Here is an 18,993-nt window from a genome sequence, read left to right on the forward strand (position 1 = left end):
CGGGAAGATCAGCTACATCGTCGAGTGCAGCCCGCTGCTCGGCCCCCAGCTGATGGACCTGGCCAAGAAGGTCGTCGCCGGTGAGCAGGTCCCGGAGCGTGTGGTGACCGAGGAGACCACCTTCACCCAGGAGCAGGCCAAGGAAGCCCTGCCCACCCGCCAGTACTGAGCCGACCGGGCCGCCCCCGACGCGGGGCGGCCCGGTGGCCGTGGAAGAAAGGGGTGCCGCAGTGCCCACGGCAGTGCCCACGAATCGATCCTGCGGATGCCGGGACCGGTCAGCGGTAGCCGGCGGCGATCACGTTGGCCTGGACGGCGTTCTCGGTGGCGTCGGTGGGGTAGCCGGCGACCATGGCCCCTTCGTAGAAGGTGCCGGCACTGAGGTTGGCGCCGCCGTCGGGCTTGCAGCAGTCGCCGCCGCTGCCCAGGATGATGGCCCCCTGCTTCTTCATCGGGCTGTAGCCGTTGGGGAGCTGGCCGTCGTACAGGGTGTACAGGCTGCCGGACTGGGCGTTGCTGCCCTTGATCGCGAACCGGGTCGTGCCGTTGTTCTTCAGCGTGGCGGTGACGAACTTGTGGGGGAAGGCCCGCTGGTTGGGGTTCCACGCCTGGCTGCCACCGGGGAACAGACCCCATTCCAGGTCGGCCTGGACCCAGGGGCCGGTCCCGGAGCAGCCGCCGAACCAGCACTGGGTGCTGAAGTTGATGGCGTCCATGGCGCCGGCGGCGTCGGCCTTCCTGGTGGTCTCGCTGTTGCCGTAGTCGAAGCAGCAGCCGCTGTTGACGTGGGTGCCACTGGTCACCATGTACATGCCCTCGGGTGCGCTGCCCGTGGGGACGCCGGTCAGGTGGCCGTCCCGCCAGTAGCTGTTGCCGGGGTTGATGTAGAGGGAGTACGCCTTGTTGCCTCCGACGGTGAGCGACTCGGTGGTCGCGGTCGCGGGCCTGCTCTGGGGGGAGCCGGGGACCACGCTGGATCCCTGGTACCACAGGTCGTTGCCCCGGCCGGACTGGTCGTACAGGACCGTGATGACGCATGTGGTGCCGGTGCAGAACGAGTCCTGCGCCGCGGCGTTGGCGACGCCGCCCGCGGTCAGGACGCCGATGTTCCGGGTCGTGCTGTCGGAGGAGCGCCTGACCTGGTACAGGTTGCCGCCGTAGGCGCCGTAGAGCGCCCGGGTCGTGCTGTGCGCGGCCACGCACGGCGTGCCGCCCGAGGCGTAGATGTCGCACGGGCGCGCGCCGGGCGGGGGCGGCGTCGGGGTCACGGTCGGCGACGGGCTGGGCTGGGTTCCGGTGGACCATTTCTGGTTGGTGCCGCCGTGGCAGGTCCAGATGTGCACCTTGGTGCCGTTGGCGGTGCCGTTGGCGGACACGTCCAGGCACTTGCCGCTGCCGACCGCGGTGACAGTGCCGTCGGAGTTCAGGCGCCACTTCTGGTTGTTCTGGCCGTTGCAGTCCCAGATGATCACCGCGGTGCCGTCGGCGGTGCCCCCGCCGTAGGCGTCCAGGCACTTGCCGCCGTACACCCGCAGCTCGTTCGAGGCGGTCGTGGTCCACTGCTGGTTGGACTGTCCGTTGCAGTCCCAGATGTTGACCGCGGCGCCGTTGGCCTGCGAGGCGCCGGAGACGTCCAGGCACCGGCCCGACGCCGTGCCCACCAGTGGCGTGGTCGCCGCCGAGGCCGGTGCCCACCAGGTCAGGCCGGTGGCCAGGAGGGTCGTCAGCACCGTTATGACAGAGGCGATGACGGCCGTTCGAGAGCGCCGTCCACGGGTCATACGGACCGATAAGGGAACGGGTGAATCCTGCATGTCGTGCTCCTTGGGAGTAGAGCCTGGCGGAGAAAGGCGCGCTCGGAAGACCGCGAGGCTCGTCGGGAAGCCGGTCGCCACTACGAATGCGAATCGATTCGACAGGGTTCTGAACCCACCGGGGAGGAGCGGGCGGTGGTGTACAGCGAAGCACATACGACGGTCGGACCGCTTGTCAAGACTCAGTCCTGCCCGGCTGCCTGCCGGATTCTCCTCGTGGTCGGCTCTCGTCGGCGATGCTCGCATGTCGCCGGGAGCCGGGCCCGAAGGAACGTCCGTCCGTCCCGCCCGCCTGCTCGCGACCCGCCTGAAGGCCTCGAGGTCGAACCGGTTCGGATCCGGTTGCGGCCGGAGGCCGGGAGAAGGGGCGCTGCCGGATCTCGCCGCGGCGGTCGTCGGGGTCGCCTTCGCGGCGGATCGTGCGGGGCCCGATCAGTACGATACATCTGAACGTTTCATACGGGAAGTTTCGGTGCAGGAAACTTAGTTCCGGACATCACCGCAGATGGCAGCGTTAAGCGGCTAACTGTGGCCAGAATCGCGGTGTGCATATTGTGAAATAAGTGGGCTTAAGGCCTTGACTGGGATAAGTGGTCGGAACGTAATTGGTAGTGAGGTCCCGGGGGCGATCCCTCCGGTGCCTCCGCGGCTGGATCACATGAACGGGATGTGGAGGCGCTTCGCGGCACTCCGCGTCGTGGCCGGCCGTGTCGTCGTCCACAGCCTCGCCTCACCGCGCCCTCCACGGTCTCCACCTCGGGAGGGCGTCACCCCCCTGAGGAAGGCGTGACCTGACCCGCATCCCCACCCCCCAAAGGAACCACCGTGCAACCACCTTCGCCCGCCGTGGCGCGCAGACCGGTCCTGACCGGCGTCGTCGCCGCGGTGCTGGCCGCGGCGTTCGCCATCGTCGCCCCGGCCACCTCCACCCTCGCCGCCACCCCCGCCCTGCACGCGTCGTCGTCCGGCGCCGGCGGTGCGGGTGCGCAATCCCAGGCGCTCGCGCTGAACATCCCTGCGTCCGACTACCAGCAGGTGCCGCTCGCGTCGGGCGGCAACGAGCTGGGTGAGGCGATGTCACTGGCCGTGCTGCCGAACCGGTCGGTCCTCCACACGTCCCGCGACGGCACGCTGCGCGTGACCGACGCCGGCGGCAACACGAAGGTGGCCGCCAGGCTCAACGTCTACGCCCACGACGAGGAGGGCCTCCAGGGGGTGGCGGTCGATCCGAACTTCGCCACGAACCGGCACGTCTGGCTGTACTACTCGCCCCGGCTGAGCACGCCGACCGGCGACGCCCCGGCCACCGGCACCCAGGCGCAGTTCGACCAGTGGAAGGGCGAGTTCTACCTGTCGCGCTTCACCCTCAAGTCGGACGAGACGCTCGACACGGCCAGCGAGAAGGTGGTCCTGCGGGTCGCCAACGACCGCGGCCAGTGCTGTCACGCGGGCGGTGACCTCGACTTCGACGCGCAGGGCAACCTGTACCTGACCACCGGCGACGACACCAACCCCTTCGAGTCGGCGGGCTACTCCCCGATCGACGAGCGGACCAACCGCAACCCGCAGTACGACGCGCAGCGCTCGGCCGGCAACACCAACGACCTGCGCGGCAAGCTCCTGCGGATCAAGCCGCAGGCGGACGGCACCTACACGATCCCCAGCGGCAACCTGTTCGCGCAGGGTACGGCGAGGACGCGGCCGGAAATCTACGCGATGGGTCTGCGCAACCCGTTCCGGATGAGCGTCGACAAGGCGACCGGCGTCGTCTACCTGGGCGACTACGGGCCGGACGCGGGGTCGACCAACTCCAGCCGGGGTCCGAGCGGGCAGGTGGAGTTCAACCGCATCACCAGCGCCGGCAACTACGGCTGGCCGTACTGCACGGGGAGCAACTCCACCAACGAGACCTACAACGAGTGGAACTTCTCCTCCAACAGCACCGGCCCGAAGTTCAACTGCTCGGGTGGCCCGACCAACAACTCCTTCCGCAACACCGGTCTGACCACGCTGCCCGCGGCCAAGCCGGCGTGGATCAAGTACGCCGGTGACTCCGGCTCGCCGCCGGAGTTCGGCAGCGGCTCGGAGTCGCCGATGGGCGGCCCGGTCTACCGGTTCGACGCGAACCTGAACTCCAGCGTCAAGTTCCCCCAGGTGCTCGACGGACGGTTCTTCGCCGGCGAGTACGGCCGCCGCTGGATCAAGGCCATCGAGGTGAAGAGCGACGGCGGCTACGGCGAGATCTCCGCGTTCCCCTGGTCGGGCACGCAGGTGATGGACATGGCCTTCGGCCCCGACGGGGCGCTGTACGTGCTGGACTACGGCACCGGCAGCAACAACCAGGCGCTCTACCGGATCGAGTACATCGGCCAGGCCGCCAACCGCAACCCGATCGCCAAGGCCTCGGCCGACAAGACCTCGGGACCGGCTCCGCTCACGGTGAACTTCTCCTCGGCGGGCAGCTCCGACCCCGAGGGCGGCGCGCTGTCGTACTCGTGGAACTTCGGCGACGGCACCACCTCCACCGCCGCCAACCCGACCAAGACCTACACCACCAACGGCTCGTACACCGCCACGCTCACCGTCCGCGACCCGCAGGGGCTGCCCGGAGGCTCGAGCGTCGCCGTGTCCGTCGGCAACACCGCCCCGTCCGTCACGCTCACGAACCCCGGCAACGGCCAGCTGTTCTCCTTCGGAGACACCGTGCCGTTCCAGGTCACCGTGAGCGACCCGGAGGACGGCACGATCGACTGCTCCAAGGTGAAGGTGACCTACTCGCTGGGCCATGACAGCCACGCCCACGAGATCACCTCCAGGACCGGCTGCAGCGGCTCCATCGCGGTACCGGTCGACGGCGAGCACGACACCGCGGCGAACATCTACGGCGTCTTCGTGGCCTCCTACACCGACGCGGGCGGCCTCACCTCCACCAGCAGCCGGACGCTGCAGCCACGGCACCGCCAGGCCGAGCACTTCGGCGCCCAGCAGGGCGTGCAGACGGCCGACCACACCAGCGCCGAGGGCGGCAAGACCGTGGGCTTCGTCGACGACGGCGACTGGATCTCCTTCACGCCGTACAACCTGAGCGGCGCCAACAGGTTCACCGCGCGGGTGTCCTCGGCGGGCGTGGGCGGCCGGATCGAGGTCCGCGCGGGCTCGGCCACGGGCACGCTGCTGAGCACGGTCAACGTCGGGAGCACCGGCAGCTGGGAGACCTTCGCCAACGTCTCGGCGAGCCTGAGCGGCGCGCCGAGCGGCGCCACGACGCTGTACCTCGTCTTCCGCGGCGCGACCGGCCAGGGCTACCTGTTCGACCTGGACGCCTACACCTTCGACACCGGCACGTCGCCGTCGCCGTCGCCGACCCCGACGCCCTCCGGCGACACGAGCGCGTTGCGGGGAGTGGCGTCGAACCGGTGCCTGGACGTCTCCGGCGCCTCGCAGGCCAACGGCGCCACGGTCAACATCTGGGACTGCAACGGGGGCACCAACCAGCGGTGGACCTCCAACAGCTCGGGTGAGCTGCGGGTGTACGGCAACAAGTGCCTGGACGTGAGCGGGGCCGGGACCGCCGACGGCACCGCGGTGCTCATCTGGGACTGCAACGGCCAGAACAACCAGAAGTGGCGCTTCAACTCCGACGGCACCATCACCGCGATCGGCAGCGGCAAGTGCCTGGACGTGTCCGGCAACGGCACCGCCAACGGCACCAAGGTCTACATCTGGACCTGCCTGGGTGCCAACAACCAGAAGTGGACCCGCGTCTAGGCGATCCGCCACACCACGCGACCCCGACCACACCACGAGCACGTCATCGATGTGGCGCCCGGCGCGGCCCGGCTCATCACCGGAAGGGCCGCCCCGGGCGCCACGACGGAAGGACACCCATGCTTCGACATCTGATCCCCGCCGCGCTCGGGCGCACCGGGGGTGGCGGCCGGAGGACCTCCGTGCTGCGACGCCTGTCGGTGGCCGCGCTGGCGCTCAGCGCCGCCGCCGCCACGACCGTGATCTCCGCGCTTCCCGCCCAGGCCGCCGCCTTCGAGGTGCTGGTCTTCTCCAAGACGGCCGGATTCCGGCACGACGCGATCCCCGCCGGGATCCAGACCATCCGCGACCTGGGGTCCGCCAACGACTTCGCCGTCACGGCCACCGAGGACGCCGGTGTCTTCAACACGTCCAACCTCGCCCGGTACAAGGCGGTGGTGTTCCTCAACACCACCGGTGACGTGCTGAACGACAGCCAGCAGAACGCCTTCCAGTCGTACGTGGACGGCGGCGGCGGTTACGTGGGCGTGCACTCGGCCGCCGACACCGAGTACAACTGGCCGTACTACGGGCAGCTGGTGGGCGCCTGGTTCAACAGCCACCCGGCGATCCAGCAGGCCACCGTGCGCAACGAGAACCGGGCGCACGCCGCGACCGCCCACCTGGGGACGACCTGGACGCGGACCGACGAGTGGTACAGCTTCCGGAGCAACCCCCGCCCGAACGTGCGCGTCCTGCAGAACCTGGACGAGAGCACCTACAGCGGCGGCGGCATGGGCGACCACCCGATCACCTGGTGCCGCCCGATGGCGTCCGGCCGCTCGTTCTACACCGGCCTGGGGCACACCCAGGAGTCGTACGCGGACTCGAACTTCCGCACGCTCCTGCTGGGCGGGATCCGGTACGCCGCCAAGGCGACCAACGCCGACTGCCGCCCGGAGACCGGCTACACGACGTTGTACAACGGGTCGACGACGGGCTGGACGCAGGCCGGGCCGGGGTCGTTCACCAACAGCTCCGCCACGCTGAGCTCCCAGGGCGGCATGGGCATGCTGTGGTACAACGCCAAGGAGTTCGGCTCCTACTCGCTCAAGCTCGACTGGAGGGTGAACGGCGACTCCAACTCCGGGGTGATCGTCGGGTTCCCGGCCACCGGTGACCCGAACACGGCGCTCAACACCGGGCACGAGGTGCAGATCGACGCGACCGACAGCGCGGACAAGACGACAGGCGCGATCTACGGCTTCAAGGCGGCGGACATCGCCGCACGCGACGCGGCGCTGAACCCGCCGGGTCAGTGGAACACCTACGAGCTGCTGGTGGAGGGTGAGCGGCTGCAGGTGTTCCTGAACGGCGTGAAGATCAACGACTTCACCAACACCGACCCGGTCCGCTCGCTGCAGCAGGGCTACATCGGCATCCAGAACCACGGGTCCCCCGACGTGGCGTCGTTCCGCAACATCCGCATCAAGGAACTGGGCGGCCCGACCCCGACCCCGACCCCGACCCCGACGCCGACCCCGACCGCCAACACGAGCGCGTTGCGGGGCGTGGCGTCGGGCCGGTGCCTGGACGTCTCCGGCGCCTCGCAGGCCAACGGCGCCGCGGTGCAGATCTGGGACTGCAACGGCCGGTCCAACCAGCAGTGGACCACGACCGCATCGGGTGAGCTGCGGGTGTACGGCAACAAGTGCCTGGACGTGAACGGGGCCGGGACCGCCAACGGCACCGCGGTGCTCATCTGGGACTGCAACGGCCAGAACAACCAGAAGTGGCGCCTGAACTCCGACAACACCATCACCGCGATCGGCAGCGGCAAGTGCCTGGACGTGTCCGGCAACGGCACCGCCAACGGCACCAAGGTGCACATCTGGACCTGCCTGGGCGCCAACAACCAGAAGTGGACCCGGGGATGACCACGACGTGACGCGACCCTGGAGCCGGTCCGCCCCCCCTGGCGGCCGGCTCCAGGGTTGTCCTCGCCGGCCGGGAGCGGCCGGCGCGGCAGCGATCTCACTATCGTCGGCGGGTTCAGGCAGATCATCGCCAGGAAGGACGATGAGGACGATCACGGGCACGACGTGAAGGTGGTGGAATGACCGCGCGTCCCGGGCGGGCCTGAGCTCGGGGTGGGGGAGGGGTGGTGGGTAGAATGGTGGCACTCCAAGGATCGCGCTCCCCGGAAAGACGTCGCAGTACGGGAGCGCGCCGCGCACGGTGACCGTGCCCGGTGCTGGAGGGGCGGCAGTTCTTCTCGCGTGCCCTTCTGGAGGTTGGATTCCATGAACGTAGGTCTTGGCCTGCCCATCAGCGATCCTTTGTCGCTGCTTTCCTGGGCCCGGCGTGCCGACGCCGGCCCCTTCACCACCCTTGGCCTGCTCGACCGTCTCGTCTACTCGAACCCCGAGCCCCTGATCACGCTGGCTGCCATCGCGGGGGCCACCTCGAGGATCCGCGTACAGACCGAGGTGCTGCTCGGTCCCCTTCGCGAATCGGCGCTGCTCGCCAAGCAGGCCGCGACCCTGGACCGCATGTCCGGCGGCCGTTTCACCCTCGGGATCGGGATCGGGACACGCCAGGACGACTACCTCGCCGCGGGAGTCGACGTCCGGGGTCGCGGGCACCGGCTCGACCGGCAGCTGGCGACGCTGCGGAGCGTCTGGTCCGGTGAGCCCTACAGCGAGGAGGTCGGCCCGATCGGCCCGGCCCCCGTCCTCGAGGGCGGCCCGGAGATCCTGATCGGTGCCTTCGCCCCCGCCGCCGTGGAGCGCGTCGCCCGATGGGGGGACGGGTACCTGTGCGCCGCGCCCGCCGGCATGGCCGGCGGGCTCATGCGCGACGTCGAGAGGTCCTGGACCCAGGCGGGACGGCACGGACGGCCTCGCATGGTCGCGCAGGTCAACGTCGCCCTCGGCCCCGAGGACACCGTCCTGGACGCCACGGAGGAGATCACCTCCTACTACGGCTTCCTGGGCGACACCACCCGGGTCGTCGAGAACATGCTCACCACGCCGGAGCGGATCCGTGACGCGATCGGCGCGTTCACGGACCTCGGCGCCGACGAGGTGATGCTCTACTGCTGGGCCCGTGACGCCGACCAGGTCGACCGGCTCGCCGGCCTGGTCGGCTGACGGCCACGGCGGACGGCCGGGGGAGGGGCTTTTACGGACCCTTCGCCGGTGCCGCCTCCGGGGTCTCCCGCCGGGCAGGGCCCGTGGCGCGCCGGGCCGGCGCGCCACGGGCCGTGGTTCACCTGGTGAGGGTGAGGGTGTCGACGTCGAACAGGAACCCGCCGCCGCCGGCGAAGGTGAGGAACAGCGGCCCCGAGGCCGACCCGGTCAGCGGGGTGGAGACGTTCTGGAAGGTCTCCCAGCCCCCGGTGTTCGGCACGGCCACCGAGCCGAGGACGGTCCCGGTGGCCGATCCCGAGCGGACCTGGATGGTGCCGCCGGATCCGGCGGAGGAGACGCGGGCGCCGAAGGCGGTGGCGCCGGCCGTGCTGATCGAGGAGTAGCCGGCCCAGTCGCCGTTCTCGATGAACCCGGCCGTCCTGCCGCCGCTGGCCGGGCCGTGGTCGGCGATCTGCACGCCCGAGTTGGAGGTGTAGGACTCCGCCTCGGCCGTGGTCTGGATCGGGCCGGTGCCGCCCAGTTCCTTGATCCGGACGTTGCGGAAGGAGACGTCGTCGCCCGTGCCGTGGTTCTGGATGCCGATGTGCCCCTCGCGGATGCTGCGGGCCGGGTCGGTGTTGGTGAAGTCGTTGATCCTGACGCCGTTGAGGAAGACCTGGAGCCGCTCGCCCTGGACGAGGAGCTCGTAGGTGTTCCACGCGCCCGGCGGGTTCAGGGCCGCGTCGCGGGCCGCGATGTCGGCGGCCTTGACCGCGTAGACGGACCCGGTGGTGCGGTCGACCGCGTCGGTGGCGTCGATCTGGACCTCGTACCCCTTGGAGGTGTTCGTGGGGTCGGAGGCCGACATGCCCACGAAGACGCCCGAATTGTCGTCCCCGGCGACCCGCCAGTCCAGCTTCAGCGAGTAGGAGAAGTACTTCTTCGCCGAGTACCACAGCACGCCCATGCCTCCGGTGGAGGTGAGGGTGGCGTCGGTGTTGGTGAAACCGCCCGGGCCGCTCTGCGTCCAGCCGGTGGTCGAGCCGTTGTACAGGCTCGTGTAGCCGGTCTCCGGGCGGCAGTCGGCCTTGGCCATCCCGGCCGCGTACCGGATGCCGCCGAGCAGCAGCGAGCGGAAGCCCGTCTCGGTGTAGGAGCCCGCCGTGTGCCCGAGCCCGGTGTAGAACGAGCGGCCGGACGCCATCGGGCGGCACCAGGTGATCGGGTGGTCGCCCATGTCGCCGCCGCTGTAGCTGCCCTCGTCGAGGTTCTGCAGCACTCGCGCGCTGTTGCGCGGGTTGGTGCGGTAGTTGTACCACTCGTCGCTTCTCGACCAGGCCGGACCCAGGTGGGCGGTGGCCGCGTGCGCGCGGTCCTCGGTCCTGACCGTCGCCTGCTGGATGGCCGGATGCCCCTTGAACCAGGCGCCCGCCAGGTTGCCGTAGTACGGCCAGTCGTACTCGGTGTCGGCGGCGGCGTGGATGCCGACGTAGCCGCCGCCCCCGTTGACATAGGACTCGAAGGCGGTCTGCTGGGTGCCGTTGAGCACGTCCCCGGTGGTGCTGAGGAACACCACCGCCTTGAAACGCGCCAGGTTGGACGCGGTGAAGGCTCCCGCGTCCTCGGTGGCGGTGACGGTGAAGTTGTTGGCCGAGCCCAGGTCGCGGATCGCCTGGAGGCCCGCGGGGATCGAGTCGTGCCGGAAGCCGGCCGTCTTGGAGAAGACCAGCACCTGGTAGGCGGGGTCGGCGGCCTGGGCCGCGGTGGGGACGAACATGGCCGCGCCGACCATCGCGGCCACGGAGGCCGCCAGGCCGCTTCGGGCGACCCTCCGCCCGGCCGTCCTTCCGGGGGATCGCCGCGCCGGTGCCGCCGGTGCCGCCGCGGTGTCGTCCGCGATCGAGGGTGTCGTGGAGAGCAGCCGACTCCAGAGCCGAGAACGTTGTGACATGGGGATCCTTTCCTGACCTGGGGGATAAGTCAGGCAAGGCGCGCGCCGCCGCGCTGGTTGCCGTGGTGCTCGGTGCTTTATTTGTTTCGAAGAACAATTAACCGGTGCGTAACACGTGTATATCGTGCCGCGCACCTTGATGGAAGGTGACGAATCGGCAACCGGCGACGGTGGCGCAGGTGGGCGCCGGATATTTCGTCTCGCGGGCCGGGCGCGTCGGCCGCCCCCGCCCCCCGGAGGGCCGTTCGCGGTTCCGACGCCGGCGGCGGGTGCGGTTCCCGTGCCGGCGGGTCAGGTGACGTTCCCGTGCCGCCGGCGGGTCAGGTGACGGGGACGATCCTCGCCTCGACGAGGCGGCCCCCCTCGACGCGCAGGGCGCCCAGGGTGCCGTGGGGCTGGCGTCGGCGGTCGGTGGGCGATCCCGGGTTGAAGATGCGAAACCCGTCGTCGCCGTGGTCCAGCGGTATGTGGGAGTGCCCGAACACCACCAGGTCGGCCTCGGGAAACCGGCGCCGCATCCGGGCGAACCGCCCCTGGGCCGCGCCGCTGTCGTGGATCATCGCCACGCGCAGCCCGCCGAGATCCAGCTCCAGCGTCTCGGGGGCCACCACGTCCGGCCCGTCGTTGTTGCCCTTGACCGCGCGCACCGGGGCGTAGGCGGCGAGCTCGTCCAGCACCCCGGCGACGCAGATGTCACCCGCGTGCAGGATCAGGTCCGCGCCCCGCAGATGCTCGGCCACGGCCGGCGGGCACGACTTCCACCGCCGGGGCGCGTGGGTGTCGGACAGCACCACCACGTTCATGACTCCATGCTCCCACCGGTGCCCCGGGAAGGCCTCTTACCGGGGAGGTCCGGCGGCTCGCGCCCCGGGTCGCGTGGCGTCCGGCCGGTTCCGGGCCGGGCCGCGCGAGCCCGGCCCGGACGGCTCCGCGGGGGCGCCGTCCGGGAGCGTGCTGTTCAGGGAGCGCGCCGTCCGGGAACGTGCTGTCAGGGAGCGTGCTGCCCGAGAATGTGCTGCCCGGGAGCGCGGGTTCCTAGACGGCGCGGGCGACGGCGATCGTCGACCCGCTCCGCTGGCCCGCCTCGTAGAACATGTACTCCACGCCGCCGTCGGTGCCGAAGGAGGGCGCCGCGCTGCGACCGCCGTCGGGCGCACCGGTCAGGGGCCGGTGGAAGACGCCGAGGTGGACCTCCCGGTCGAAGGCGTTGCCCACCTCGGTGAGGAACATGTTCCCGCTGTTGCCGTGGTAGACGACGTACGCGGTGCCGTTGCGCTTGAGCAGGTGCGGCCCGGACAGGTCGCTCTGCCCGTCGGGGCCCGGCGACACCAGCGGGGTCGGGTCGAACCGCCAGTCCTTGCCGTTGGACGACCAGCCCCAGAAGATCTTGCGGGAGCCGCTGGTGACGCCCATGAAGATCATGACGTACTTGTTGCCCAGCCCCGGGACCGCGTGCTCGAAGACCCTGGCGTAGGAGGTCTCCGTCGATCCGGGGATCATCGCGGTGGTCAGCACCGTGCCGTGGTAGGTGAAGCGCACGCCGTCGGTCGACCAGGCCATCCGGGTGGTGTTGTTCTCGCCGTGGAAGTACATGTAGAACTGCCGGTCGGCGGCGTTCCAGATGATGTGCGGCGACGAGACGTGGCTCACCGAGTAGTGCGGCGACCAGGTGTTGGAGATGATCGGGTTGTTCGGATACTCGGTGAACGGGCCGCCGAGCGCGTTGCCGTAGGCCAAGCAGATACCGCCTGGCCGGTCGTGCGGGGCGTAGTAGAGGTAGTAGCGCCCCAGCGGGCTCGCGATCTTGTCGTACATGCCCCGGACGCAGGGGAAGATCAGCTCGTTGGTCGGGTTGTAGCGCAGCCTCGCCTTGTCGAACGGCGTGCCGATGTACTGGTACGTGGGAAATCCGGCGGGTCCCAGCGCGGCTGCCGTACCGGCCGGCGCGGACGCCTCCGCGATCGCCGCCGTGGCCGCCCCGGGGAGGGCGAGCCCGAGACCGCCGGCCACGCCGGCGCCGACCGCCGCGCGCAGGAGTCCGCGGCGGTCCAGGAGGGGTTCAGACATTGACCGTCCCTTCGCGACAACTTTCACCGTGAGTGATGGTGAGGACATCTCTCTGATCGCAAAGGTTCGGCCGGACTCGCCCGCCCGTCAAGGTGCTAATACGAATTATCACAGGCGAAATTTCCATTTCACGATCCCGGCCTCCGGCTCTTGACAGGATCCGGTGGCTGATTGCAGGATGACGTCCCAACCCCGCTAATGCGCATTATCATCAGATGGGACGCTACGGATCGTGACCTCCCCCGGCCGCCGACTCACCCAGCAGGACATCGCCCGCATCGCGGGGGTGAGCCAGACGACGGTGTCGCTCGTCCTCAACAACCGGACCGACGCCGAGGTCCGCATCGCCCCGGAGACGCGCGAGCGGGTGCTGAGGGTGATCAGGGAGACCGGGTACGTCGCCGACCCGATCGCCCGGCGGCTCGCCGAGCGGCGCAACCGCATCCTGGGCGTCTTCACCTACGAGGCGGTCTTCCCGACCGCGAGCGCCGACTTCTACCACCCCTTCCTGCTCGGCATCGAGGAGTGCGCCGAGGAGATGGGCTGCGACCTGCTGCTGTTCACCAGTGCCAGGGCCGCGGGGGAGCGGCGCCGGATCTTCAACGAGGACAGCCGGGTGCGGCTCGCCGACGGCTGCGTGCTCCTCGGGCGCGCCGTCGACCGCGACGACCTGGCCCGGCTGCTGGCGGAGGGCATCCCCTTCGTCTCCATCGGCCGCCGTGACGACGCGGGCGCCCCGGTGCCGTACGTGGGCGCCGATTACTCGCCCGCGGTGCGCGCCCTGGTTGACCGGGCGTCGGGGCTCGGCCACCGGAGGCTGGCCTACGTCGGCACCGGGGCGGGCGCCGAGTCGCCGGCCGACCGCATGCGCGGCTTCCGCGAGGCGGTGGCCGCCGTCGGCGCCGAGGGGTCGCACGTGCCGGTGACCGGCAGGACCCCCGAGGAGATCCTGGGGGAGCTGTCGGCCACCGGGGTGACCGCGGCCTTCGTCGAGGAGCCCGCCGACGCCGTGGCGATCATGCACGCGGCGGGCGAGCGGGGTCTCACGATCCCCGGCGACCTGTCGATCCTCGCGCTGGGCGCGCCGACCAGGCCCGTCCGCGTCGACGTCGACCTCACCGGGTTCCGCATCCCCCGGCAGGAGATGGGCCGCAGGGCCGTTGAGCTGCTGGCGGAGGTGCTGGAGGGCGGCGGGGGGACACCGCAGGAGCTGCTGGCCTGCGAGCTGGTCGAGGGATCCACGCTGGCGCCGGCCCGGAGCCGACCGCAGTGAGACCGAACAAGAGTGCCGGCAACGGCGAGAAGGCAGTGAGAACGACGATGATGGGAGAGACCCCCGACGTGGTGGAGATATCGGCGGACGCGGTGGTCGTCGGCGGCGGGCTGGGCGGCGTCGCCGCCGCCCTGGCGCTGCTGCGGGCCGGGCGCACCGTGATCCTGACCGAGGAGTACGACTGGCTCGGCGGGCAGCTGACCAGCCAGGCCGTGCCGCCCGACGAGCACTCCTGGGTGGAGCGGTTCGGCGTCACGGCCTCCTACCGGGCGCTGCGCGACGGCATCCGCGGCTACTACCGCGACCACTACCCGCTCACCGCGCGGTCGCGGGCCTGGCGGGAGCTGAACCCGGGCGCCGGGCACGTGAGCCGCCTGTGCCACGAGCCGCGCGTCGCGGTCGCGGTGATCGAGGCGATGCTCGCGCCCTACCGGGGCTCGGGGCGGCTGCGCGTGCTGCAGCCGTACCGACCGGTCGGCGCGGAGGTCGACGGCGACCGGGTGCGTGCCGTGCGCCTGGAGCGCCGGGACGGGGGCGGGGAGGTCACGGCCGTCGCGCCGTACGTGCTGGACGCCACCGAGACGGGCGAGCTGCTGCCGCTGACCGGCACCGAGTACGTGACGGGGTTCGAGTCGCAGGGCGACACCGGCGAGCCGAGCGCGCCCGCCGAGGCCCAGCCGATGAACATGCAGGCCGTCTCGGTGTGTTTCGCGATCGACCACGTCGACGGCGACCACACCATCGACAGGCCCGCCGCCTACGAGTTCTGGAAGAGCTACCAGCCCGGCTTCTGGGGCGACCGGCTGCTGTCCTGGCGCTGCCCGCACCCCAGGACCCTGGAGATCGTGGAACGTTCCTTCACTCCCAACCCGGACGACGACCCGCTGCTGGTGGAGGCCGATCAGCGGCTCAACCCCGGCGACGCGAACCTGTGGACGTTCCGCAGGATCGCCGCGCGGCGCAACTTCGCCGACGGCGCCTACGCCAGCGACATCACCCTGGTCAACTGGCCGATGATCGACTACCTGGAGGGTCCGGTCATCGACGTGCCGGACGCCGCCGCGCACGTGGCCGCCGCCCGCGAGCTGTCCCGCTCGGTGCTGTACTGGATGCAGACCGAGGCGCCGCGCGCCGACGGCGGGACCGGTTTTCCCGGCCTGCGCCTGCGCGGCGACGTCACCGGCGGCGGTGAGGGCGGACTGGCCCAGGCCCCCTACATCCGCGAGTCGCGCCGCGTCCGCGCCCTGTACACCGTGGCCGAGCAGGACCTCTCGCTCGCGGTGCGCGGCGACAAGGGCGCGGTGAGCTACGCCGACTCCGTCGGGGTGGGGATGTACCGCATCGACCTGCACCCCTCCACCGGGGGCGACAACTACATCGACGTGGCGAGCTCGCCGTTCGAGATCCCCCTCGGCGCGCTCGTCCCGCAGCGGATGACCAACCTGCTGCCCGCGTCCAAGAACATCGGCACCACCCACATCACCAACGGGGCCTACCGGCTGCACCCGGTGGAGTGGAACGTCGGCGAGGCCGCGGGCGCCCTCGCGGCCTTCTGCCTGGACAACGCCACCACCCCGCACGCCGTACGCGAGGACGAGGACCTGCTCGCCGACTTCCAGCGGCGGCTCACCCGCGACGGCGTCGAGCTGCGCTGGCCGCAGGTGATCGGTTACTGACCGGTCACCGACCGGCCGCCGGTCGGCCGTGACCGGCTACCGACCGGCCACCGATCGGCCATGACCGGCTATCGGCCGGACGAGCGGCACCGGCCGGGCGACCGGTCACCCACCACGACCGCCGGGGGATTCCCAGCAAGGAGATCTGACCATGAAATCATTCGGAAAGCCCGCGGCCGTCGCGCTGGCGGCGCTGCTCACCCTGACGGCGTGCGGCGGCGGAGGCGTGGGGGGCGGGGCCACCCCCGCCGCGCAGGGCCCGCAACCGCTGCGCATGACGATCTGGACCTCCAACGAGGCCCACCTGAAGCTGTTCAACGAGATCGCCGCCGAGTACAGGAAGACCCGTCCCGGCGTCGGCGAGATCACGTTCGACCCCATCCCCTTCGAGAGCTACACCACCACCCTGACCACCCAGATCGCCGGCGGCAACGCCCCCGACCTGGCCTGGATCCTGGAGAACTCGGCGCCCGACTTCGTCTCCTCCGGCGCGCTGGCGCCGCTCGACGACACGCTGAGCAAGGCCCAGGGGTACGAGTTCGGCGATCTCACCCCGTCGGCGGTCAAGCTCTGGCAGGCCGAGGGCAAGCTGTACGCCTACCCCTTCTCCACCTCGCCGTTCGGCGTGTTCGTCAACACCGACCTGCTCAAGAAGGCGGGACAGAAGACCCCCGCCGAGATGATCAAGGACGGCACCTGGACCTGGGAGAAGGTCGCCGCCCAGAACGCCGCGGTCGCCTCCAAGACCGGCAAGGCGGGCATGGTCGTCCGCGACTTCGACTACAAGGGCTGGGACAACCTCTCCACGGTGTGGGGCGGCTGGGGCGCCCAGGCGTGGAGCGAGGACGGCAAGACCTGCGGGTTCGACAGCCCCGAGATGGTCGAGGCCATGACGTTCCTGCACAAGTCGATCTTCACCGACAAGGCCTTCCCCGGCCCCGGCACCACGGCCGACTTCTTCGCGGGCGACTCGGCGATGACCATCACCCAGATCTCCCGCGCCTCACTCCTGCAGGAGGCGAAGTTCGGCTGGGACCTCGTCCCGCTGCCCGCCGGACCCAAGGGCGAGTACTCGGTGATCGGCCAGGCGGGCCTGGGCGTCTTCAAGAAGTCCGCCAACGCGACGGCGGCCACCGACTTCCTCGCCTTCTTCACCAACCCCGCCAACTCGGCCAAGCTCGCCGCCTACTTCCCGCCGCCCCGGGCCTCCCAGCTCACCGCGGACACCATGGCCAAGAGCAACCCGCTGCTCAAGCCCGACCAGCTGCAGAAGGTCGTGATCAGCGGTATCGAGAAGGGCGTCGTCAAGCCCAACCACACCGGCCAGGCGGAGCTGTCGCAGACCGTGCGGGCCGCGCTCGACCCGCTCTGGCAGCCCGGCGCCGACGTCAAGGCCGTGCTGGGCGGCGTGTGCGCCAAGATCCAGCCGATGCTGGGCGCGTGACGTGGCCGCGTCGCATTCCGGATCCGCGGTGACCGGCCGGGCGGACGCCCGGCCGGCCCCCGGCGGGCGGGCCGCTGGGAGCACGGAGAACGCGGAGAACGCGGGGAGCGCGGCGGGCGGCGGCCGGGCCCGCCCGGCCCGCCGGGCTTCCGGCGGCGGGGGCCCGGCGTTCTGGACCGTGCGCCGCCGCGACAACCTGGTCGGATACCTGCTTGTCGCCCCGCAGCTCCTCGGCAGCCTGCTGTTCGTGCTCCTGCCGCTCGGGCTCGTCCTGTGGTACAGCCTCCACGAGTGGAACGTGCTGGCCGGGACCTTCGAGTTCGTCGGCGGGGAGAACTACGACAGGCTGCTCGCCGACCCCAACCTGCGCGAGGTGCTGGGGGGAACCGCCCTGTTCTCCGTCGGCCTGGTCGTGCTCAACCTCGGCCTCGCCCTCGTCCTGGCGATCCTGCTCAACCAGCGGCTGCGCGGGACCACCTTCTTCCGCACGGTGTTCTTCTCGCCCGTGGTGGTCTCGCTGGTCGCCTGGACGATCGTGTGGCAGTTCCTGCTGCAGGACGACGGCGGCCTCAACGGCCTGCTCGCCACCGCCGGGGTCGACGGCCCCAACTGGCTGCGCGGCGAGGGCACCGCGATGCTCTCGGTGATCGTCGTCCAGGTCCTGAAGAACGTCGGCCTCAACATGGTGCTGTTCCTGGCCGCCCTCCAGGGGGTGCCGGGCCAGCTCTACGAGGCCGCCGAGCTGGACGGCGCCGGGGCGTGGACCCGCTTCCAGCGGATCACCGTCCCGCTGATCAGCCCGACCATCCTGCTCACCTCGATCATCACCGTGGTGGGGTCGCTGCAGGTGTTCGCGCAGATCGCGGTGCTCACCCAGGGCGGTCCCGGCATGTCGACGACCGTCCTCGTCTACTACCTGTACCAGCAGGCGTTCCAGTTCCATCACTTCGGGTACGGCGCGACGCTGTCGGTCCTGCTGTTCGCGATCGTCGCGCTGCTCACCGTCGTGCAGTGGCGGATGCGCAGGAAGTGGGTCTTCAATGAAACGTGAGATACCGGTACGGCTGAAGACGCTGCTCTACGGCCTGCTGTGCGTGTTGTGCGTGCCGTTCGTCTTCCCGACCTGGTGGATGGTCACCTCGTCGCTCAAACCGATCAGCGAGATCTTCGCCTTCCCGCCGAGGCTGCTGCCCGCCGACTGGGACTTCTCGGCCTACGGGCAGGTCTTCGAGCTGCAGCCCTTCGCGGGCCAGTACTTCAACAGCCTCTACATCGCCCTGATCGTCACGGCCGGCACGATGGCGGTGGCCGCCATGGCCGGGTACGCCTTCGCGCGCATCCGCTTCCCCGGCCAGAACGTGCTCTTCGTCGTCGTGCTGCTCGGGCTGCTCATCCCGAGCGAGGTCACGATCGTCCCGCTGTTCCAGATGTTCCACGGGCTCGGGCTGACCAACACCCACTGGCCGCTGATCCTGGTGCCGATCCTCGGCGCGCCCGGCGTGCTGGCCACCTTCATCATGCGGCAGTTCTTCATCAGCCTGCCCGGAGAGCTGGAGGAGGCGGCCCGGGTGGACGGGCTCGGCCGGTTCGGCACGTTCTACAAGGTCGCGCTGCCGCTGGCCCGCCCCGCGCTCGGCGCCGTCGCGATCTTCACCTTCCTGCACAGCTGGAACCTCTACCTCGAACCCATCGTGTACCTCTCCTCGCCGGAGAGGTTCACTCTCCCGCAGGCGCTGACCCAGTTCGTCGACGCCTACGGCGGGCCGATGTGGAACGTCCAGCTCGCCGCCGCCTCGATGACCGCACTGCCGGTGCTGGTGGTGTTCGTGCTCGCGCAGCGGCAGTTCATCGAGGGGCTGGCCCACACCGGCCTGAAGGGCTGACCCTCGG

The 18,993-nt window shown here is 70.4% G+C and carries 12 protein-coding genes; 8 read left to right on the forward strand and 4 right to left on the reverse strand.

Features of this window, described 5'->3' with window-relative positions:
• Positions 1–278: 278 nt before the first annotated feature.
• A complete protein-coding gene (locus AB0F88_RS35335) occupies positions 279–1,730 on the reverse strand; it encodes an arabinofuranosidase catalytic domain-containing protein (RefSeq protein WP_362694505.1) in 1,452 nt (483 codons plus the stop codon).
• Between the two features lie 909 nt (positions 1,731–2,639).
• Here AB0F88_RS35335 and AB0F88_RS35340 point away from each other — a divergent pair.
• The 3 genes from AB0F88_RS35340 (at position 2,640) to AB0F88_RS35350 (ending at position 8,713) form a co-directional block, all read left to right on the forward strand.
• Complete coding sequence (locus AB0F88_RS35340) at positions 2,640–5,582, forward strand: lectin (RefSeq protein WP_362694508.1); 2,943 nt, start codon at positions 2,640–2,642, stop codon at positions 5,580–5,582.
• A gap of 119 nt (positions 5,583–5,701) precedes the next feature.
• Positions 5,702–7,498, forward strand: a complete 1,797-nt coding sequence (locus tag AB0F88_RS35345; RefSeq protein ID WP_362694511.1) for a lectin — start codon at positions 5,702–5,704, stop codon at positions 7,496–7,498.
• A 366-nt stretch (positions 7,499–7,864) separates the two neighbouring features.
• A complete protein-coding gene (locus AB0F88_RS35350) occupies positions 7,865–8,713 on the forward strand; it encodes an LLM class flavin-dependent oxidoreductase (RefSeq protein ID WP_362694514.1) in 849 nt (282 codons plus the stop codon).
• A gap of 118 nt (positions 8,714–8,831) precedes the next feature.
• On the opposite strand, the gene AB0F88_RS35355 is transcribed toward AB0F88_RS35350, so the two are convergent.
• From AB0F88_RS35355 to AB0F88_RS35365, 3 genes are all read right to left on the reverse strand, one after another.
• A complete protein-coding gene (locus AB0F88_RS35355; RefSeq protein ID WP_362694518.1) occupies positions 8,832–10,643 on the reverse strand; it encodes a ThuA domain-containing protein in 1,812 nt (603 codons plus the stop codon).
• 320 nt (positions 10,644–10,963) lie between these two features.
• Positions 10,964–11,446: a metallophosphoesterase family protein gene (locus AB0F88_RS35360; RefSeq protein WP_362694521.1), complete on the reverse strand. Its 483-nt coding sequence runs from the start codon at positions 11,444–11,446 to the stop codon at positions 10,964–10,966.
• Positions 11,447–11,678: 232 nt separating this feature from the next.
• Complete coding sequence (locus tag AB0F88_RS35365) at positions 11,679–12,710, reverse strand: hypothetical protein (RefSeq protein ID WP_362694524.1); 1,032 nt, start codon at positions 12,708–12,710, stop codon at positions 11,679–11,681.
• Between the two features lie 232 nt (positions 12,711–12,942).
• On the opposite strand from AB0F88_RS35365, the gene AB0F88_RS35370 reads away from it, so the two are divergent.
• The 5 genes from AB0F88_RS35370 to AB0F88_RS35390 all read left to right on the forward strand — a co-directional run bounded on the left by AB0F88_RS35370 (position 12,943) and on the right by AB0F88_RS35390 (position 18,986).
• On the forward strand, positions 12,943–13,983 hold the full coding sequence (locus AB0F88_RS35370; RefSeq protein ID WP_362694527.1) for a LacI family DNA-binding transcriptional regulator: 1,041 nt from the start codon (positions 12,943–12,945) through the stop codon (positions 13,981–13,983).
• A 35-nt stretch (positions 13,984–14,018) separates the two neighbouring features.
• Entirely contained in the window at positions 14,019–15,659 is a 1,641-nt protein-coding gene (locus tag AB0F88_RS35375; protein ID WP_362694530.1) for an FAD-dependent oxidoreductase, read from the forward strand.
• 151 nt (positions 15,660–15,810) lie between these two features.
• Positions 15,811–17,103, forward strand: a complete 1,293-nt coding sequence (locus tag AB0F88_RS35380) for a sugar ABC transporter substrate-binding protein (RefSeq protein ID WP_362694533.1) — start codon at positions 15,811–15,813, stop codon at positions 17,101–17,103.
• Positions 17,104–17,131: 28 nt separating this feature from the next.
• Positions 17,132–18,154, forward strand: coding sequence for a sugar ABC transporter permease (locus tag AB0F88_RS35385; RefSeq protein WP_362694536.1), 1,023 nt, complete (start codon positions 17,132–17,134; stop codon positions 18,152–18,154).
• Positions 18,144–18,986, forward strand: a complete 843-nt coding sequence (locus AB0F88_RS35390) for a carbohydrate ABC transporter permease (RefSeq protein WP_362694539.1) — start codon at positions 18,144–18,146, stop codon at positions 18,984–18,986. Before AB0F88_RS35385 ends, AB0F88_RS35390 begins: the two co-directional genes overlap by 11 nt.
• The last annotated feature ends 7 nt before the right edge of the window (positions 18,987–18,993 follow it).

Source organism: Streptosporangium sp. NPDC023963 (genome assembly GCF_040639135.1).
Classification (GTDB): domain Bacteria; phylum Actinomycetota; class Actinomycetes; order Streptosporangiales; family Streptosporangiaceae; genus Streptosporangium.

What these genes read in the sequence shown, in the direction of transcription:
- AB0F88_RS35345 (WP_362694511.1), top strand. Translation starts at nt 5,702, where the DNA reads ATGCTTCGACATCTGATCCCCGCCGCGCTCGGGCGCACCGGGGGTGGC.
- AB0F88_RS35350 (WP_362694514.1), top strand. Translation starts at nt 7,865, where the DNA reads ATGAACGTAGGTCTTGGCCTGCCCATCAGCGATCCTTTGTCGCTGCTT.
- AB0F88_RS35355 (WP_362694518.1), bottom strand. Translation starts at nt 10,643, where the DNA reads ATGTCACAACGTTCTCGGCTCTGGAGTCGGCTGCTCTCCACGACACCC.
- AB0F88_RS35360 (WP_362694521.1), bottom strand. Translation starts at nt 11,446, where the DNA reads ATGAACGTGGTGGTGCTGTCCGACACCCACGCGCCCCGGCGGTGGAAG.
- AB0F88_RS35365 (WP_362694524.1), bottom strand. Translation starts at nt 12,710, where the DNA reads ATGTCTGAACCCCTCCTGGACCGCCGCGGACTCCTGCGCGCGGCGGTC.
- AB0F88_RS35380 (WP_362694533.1), top strand. Translation starts at nt 15,811, where the DNA reads ATGAAATCATTCGGAAAGCCCGCGGCCGTCGCGCTGGCGGCGCTGCTC.
- AB0F88_RS35390 (WP_362694539.1), top strand. Translation starts at nt 18,144, where the DNA reads ATGAAACGTGAGATACCGGTACGGCTGAAGACGCTGCTCTACGGCCTG.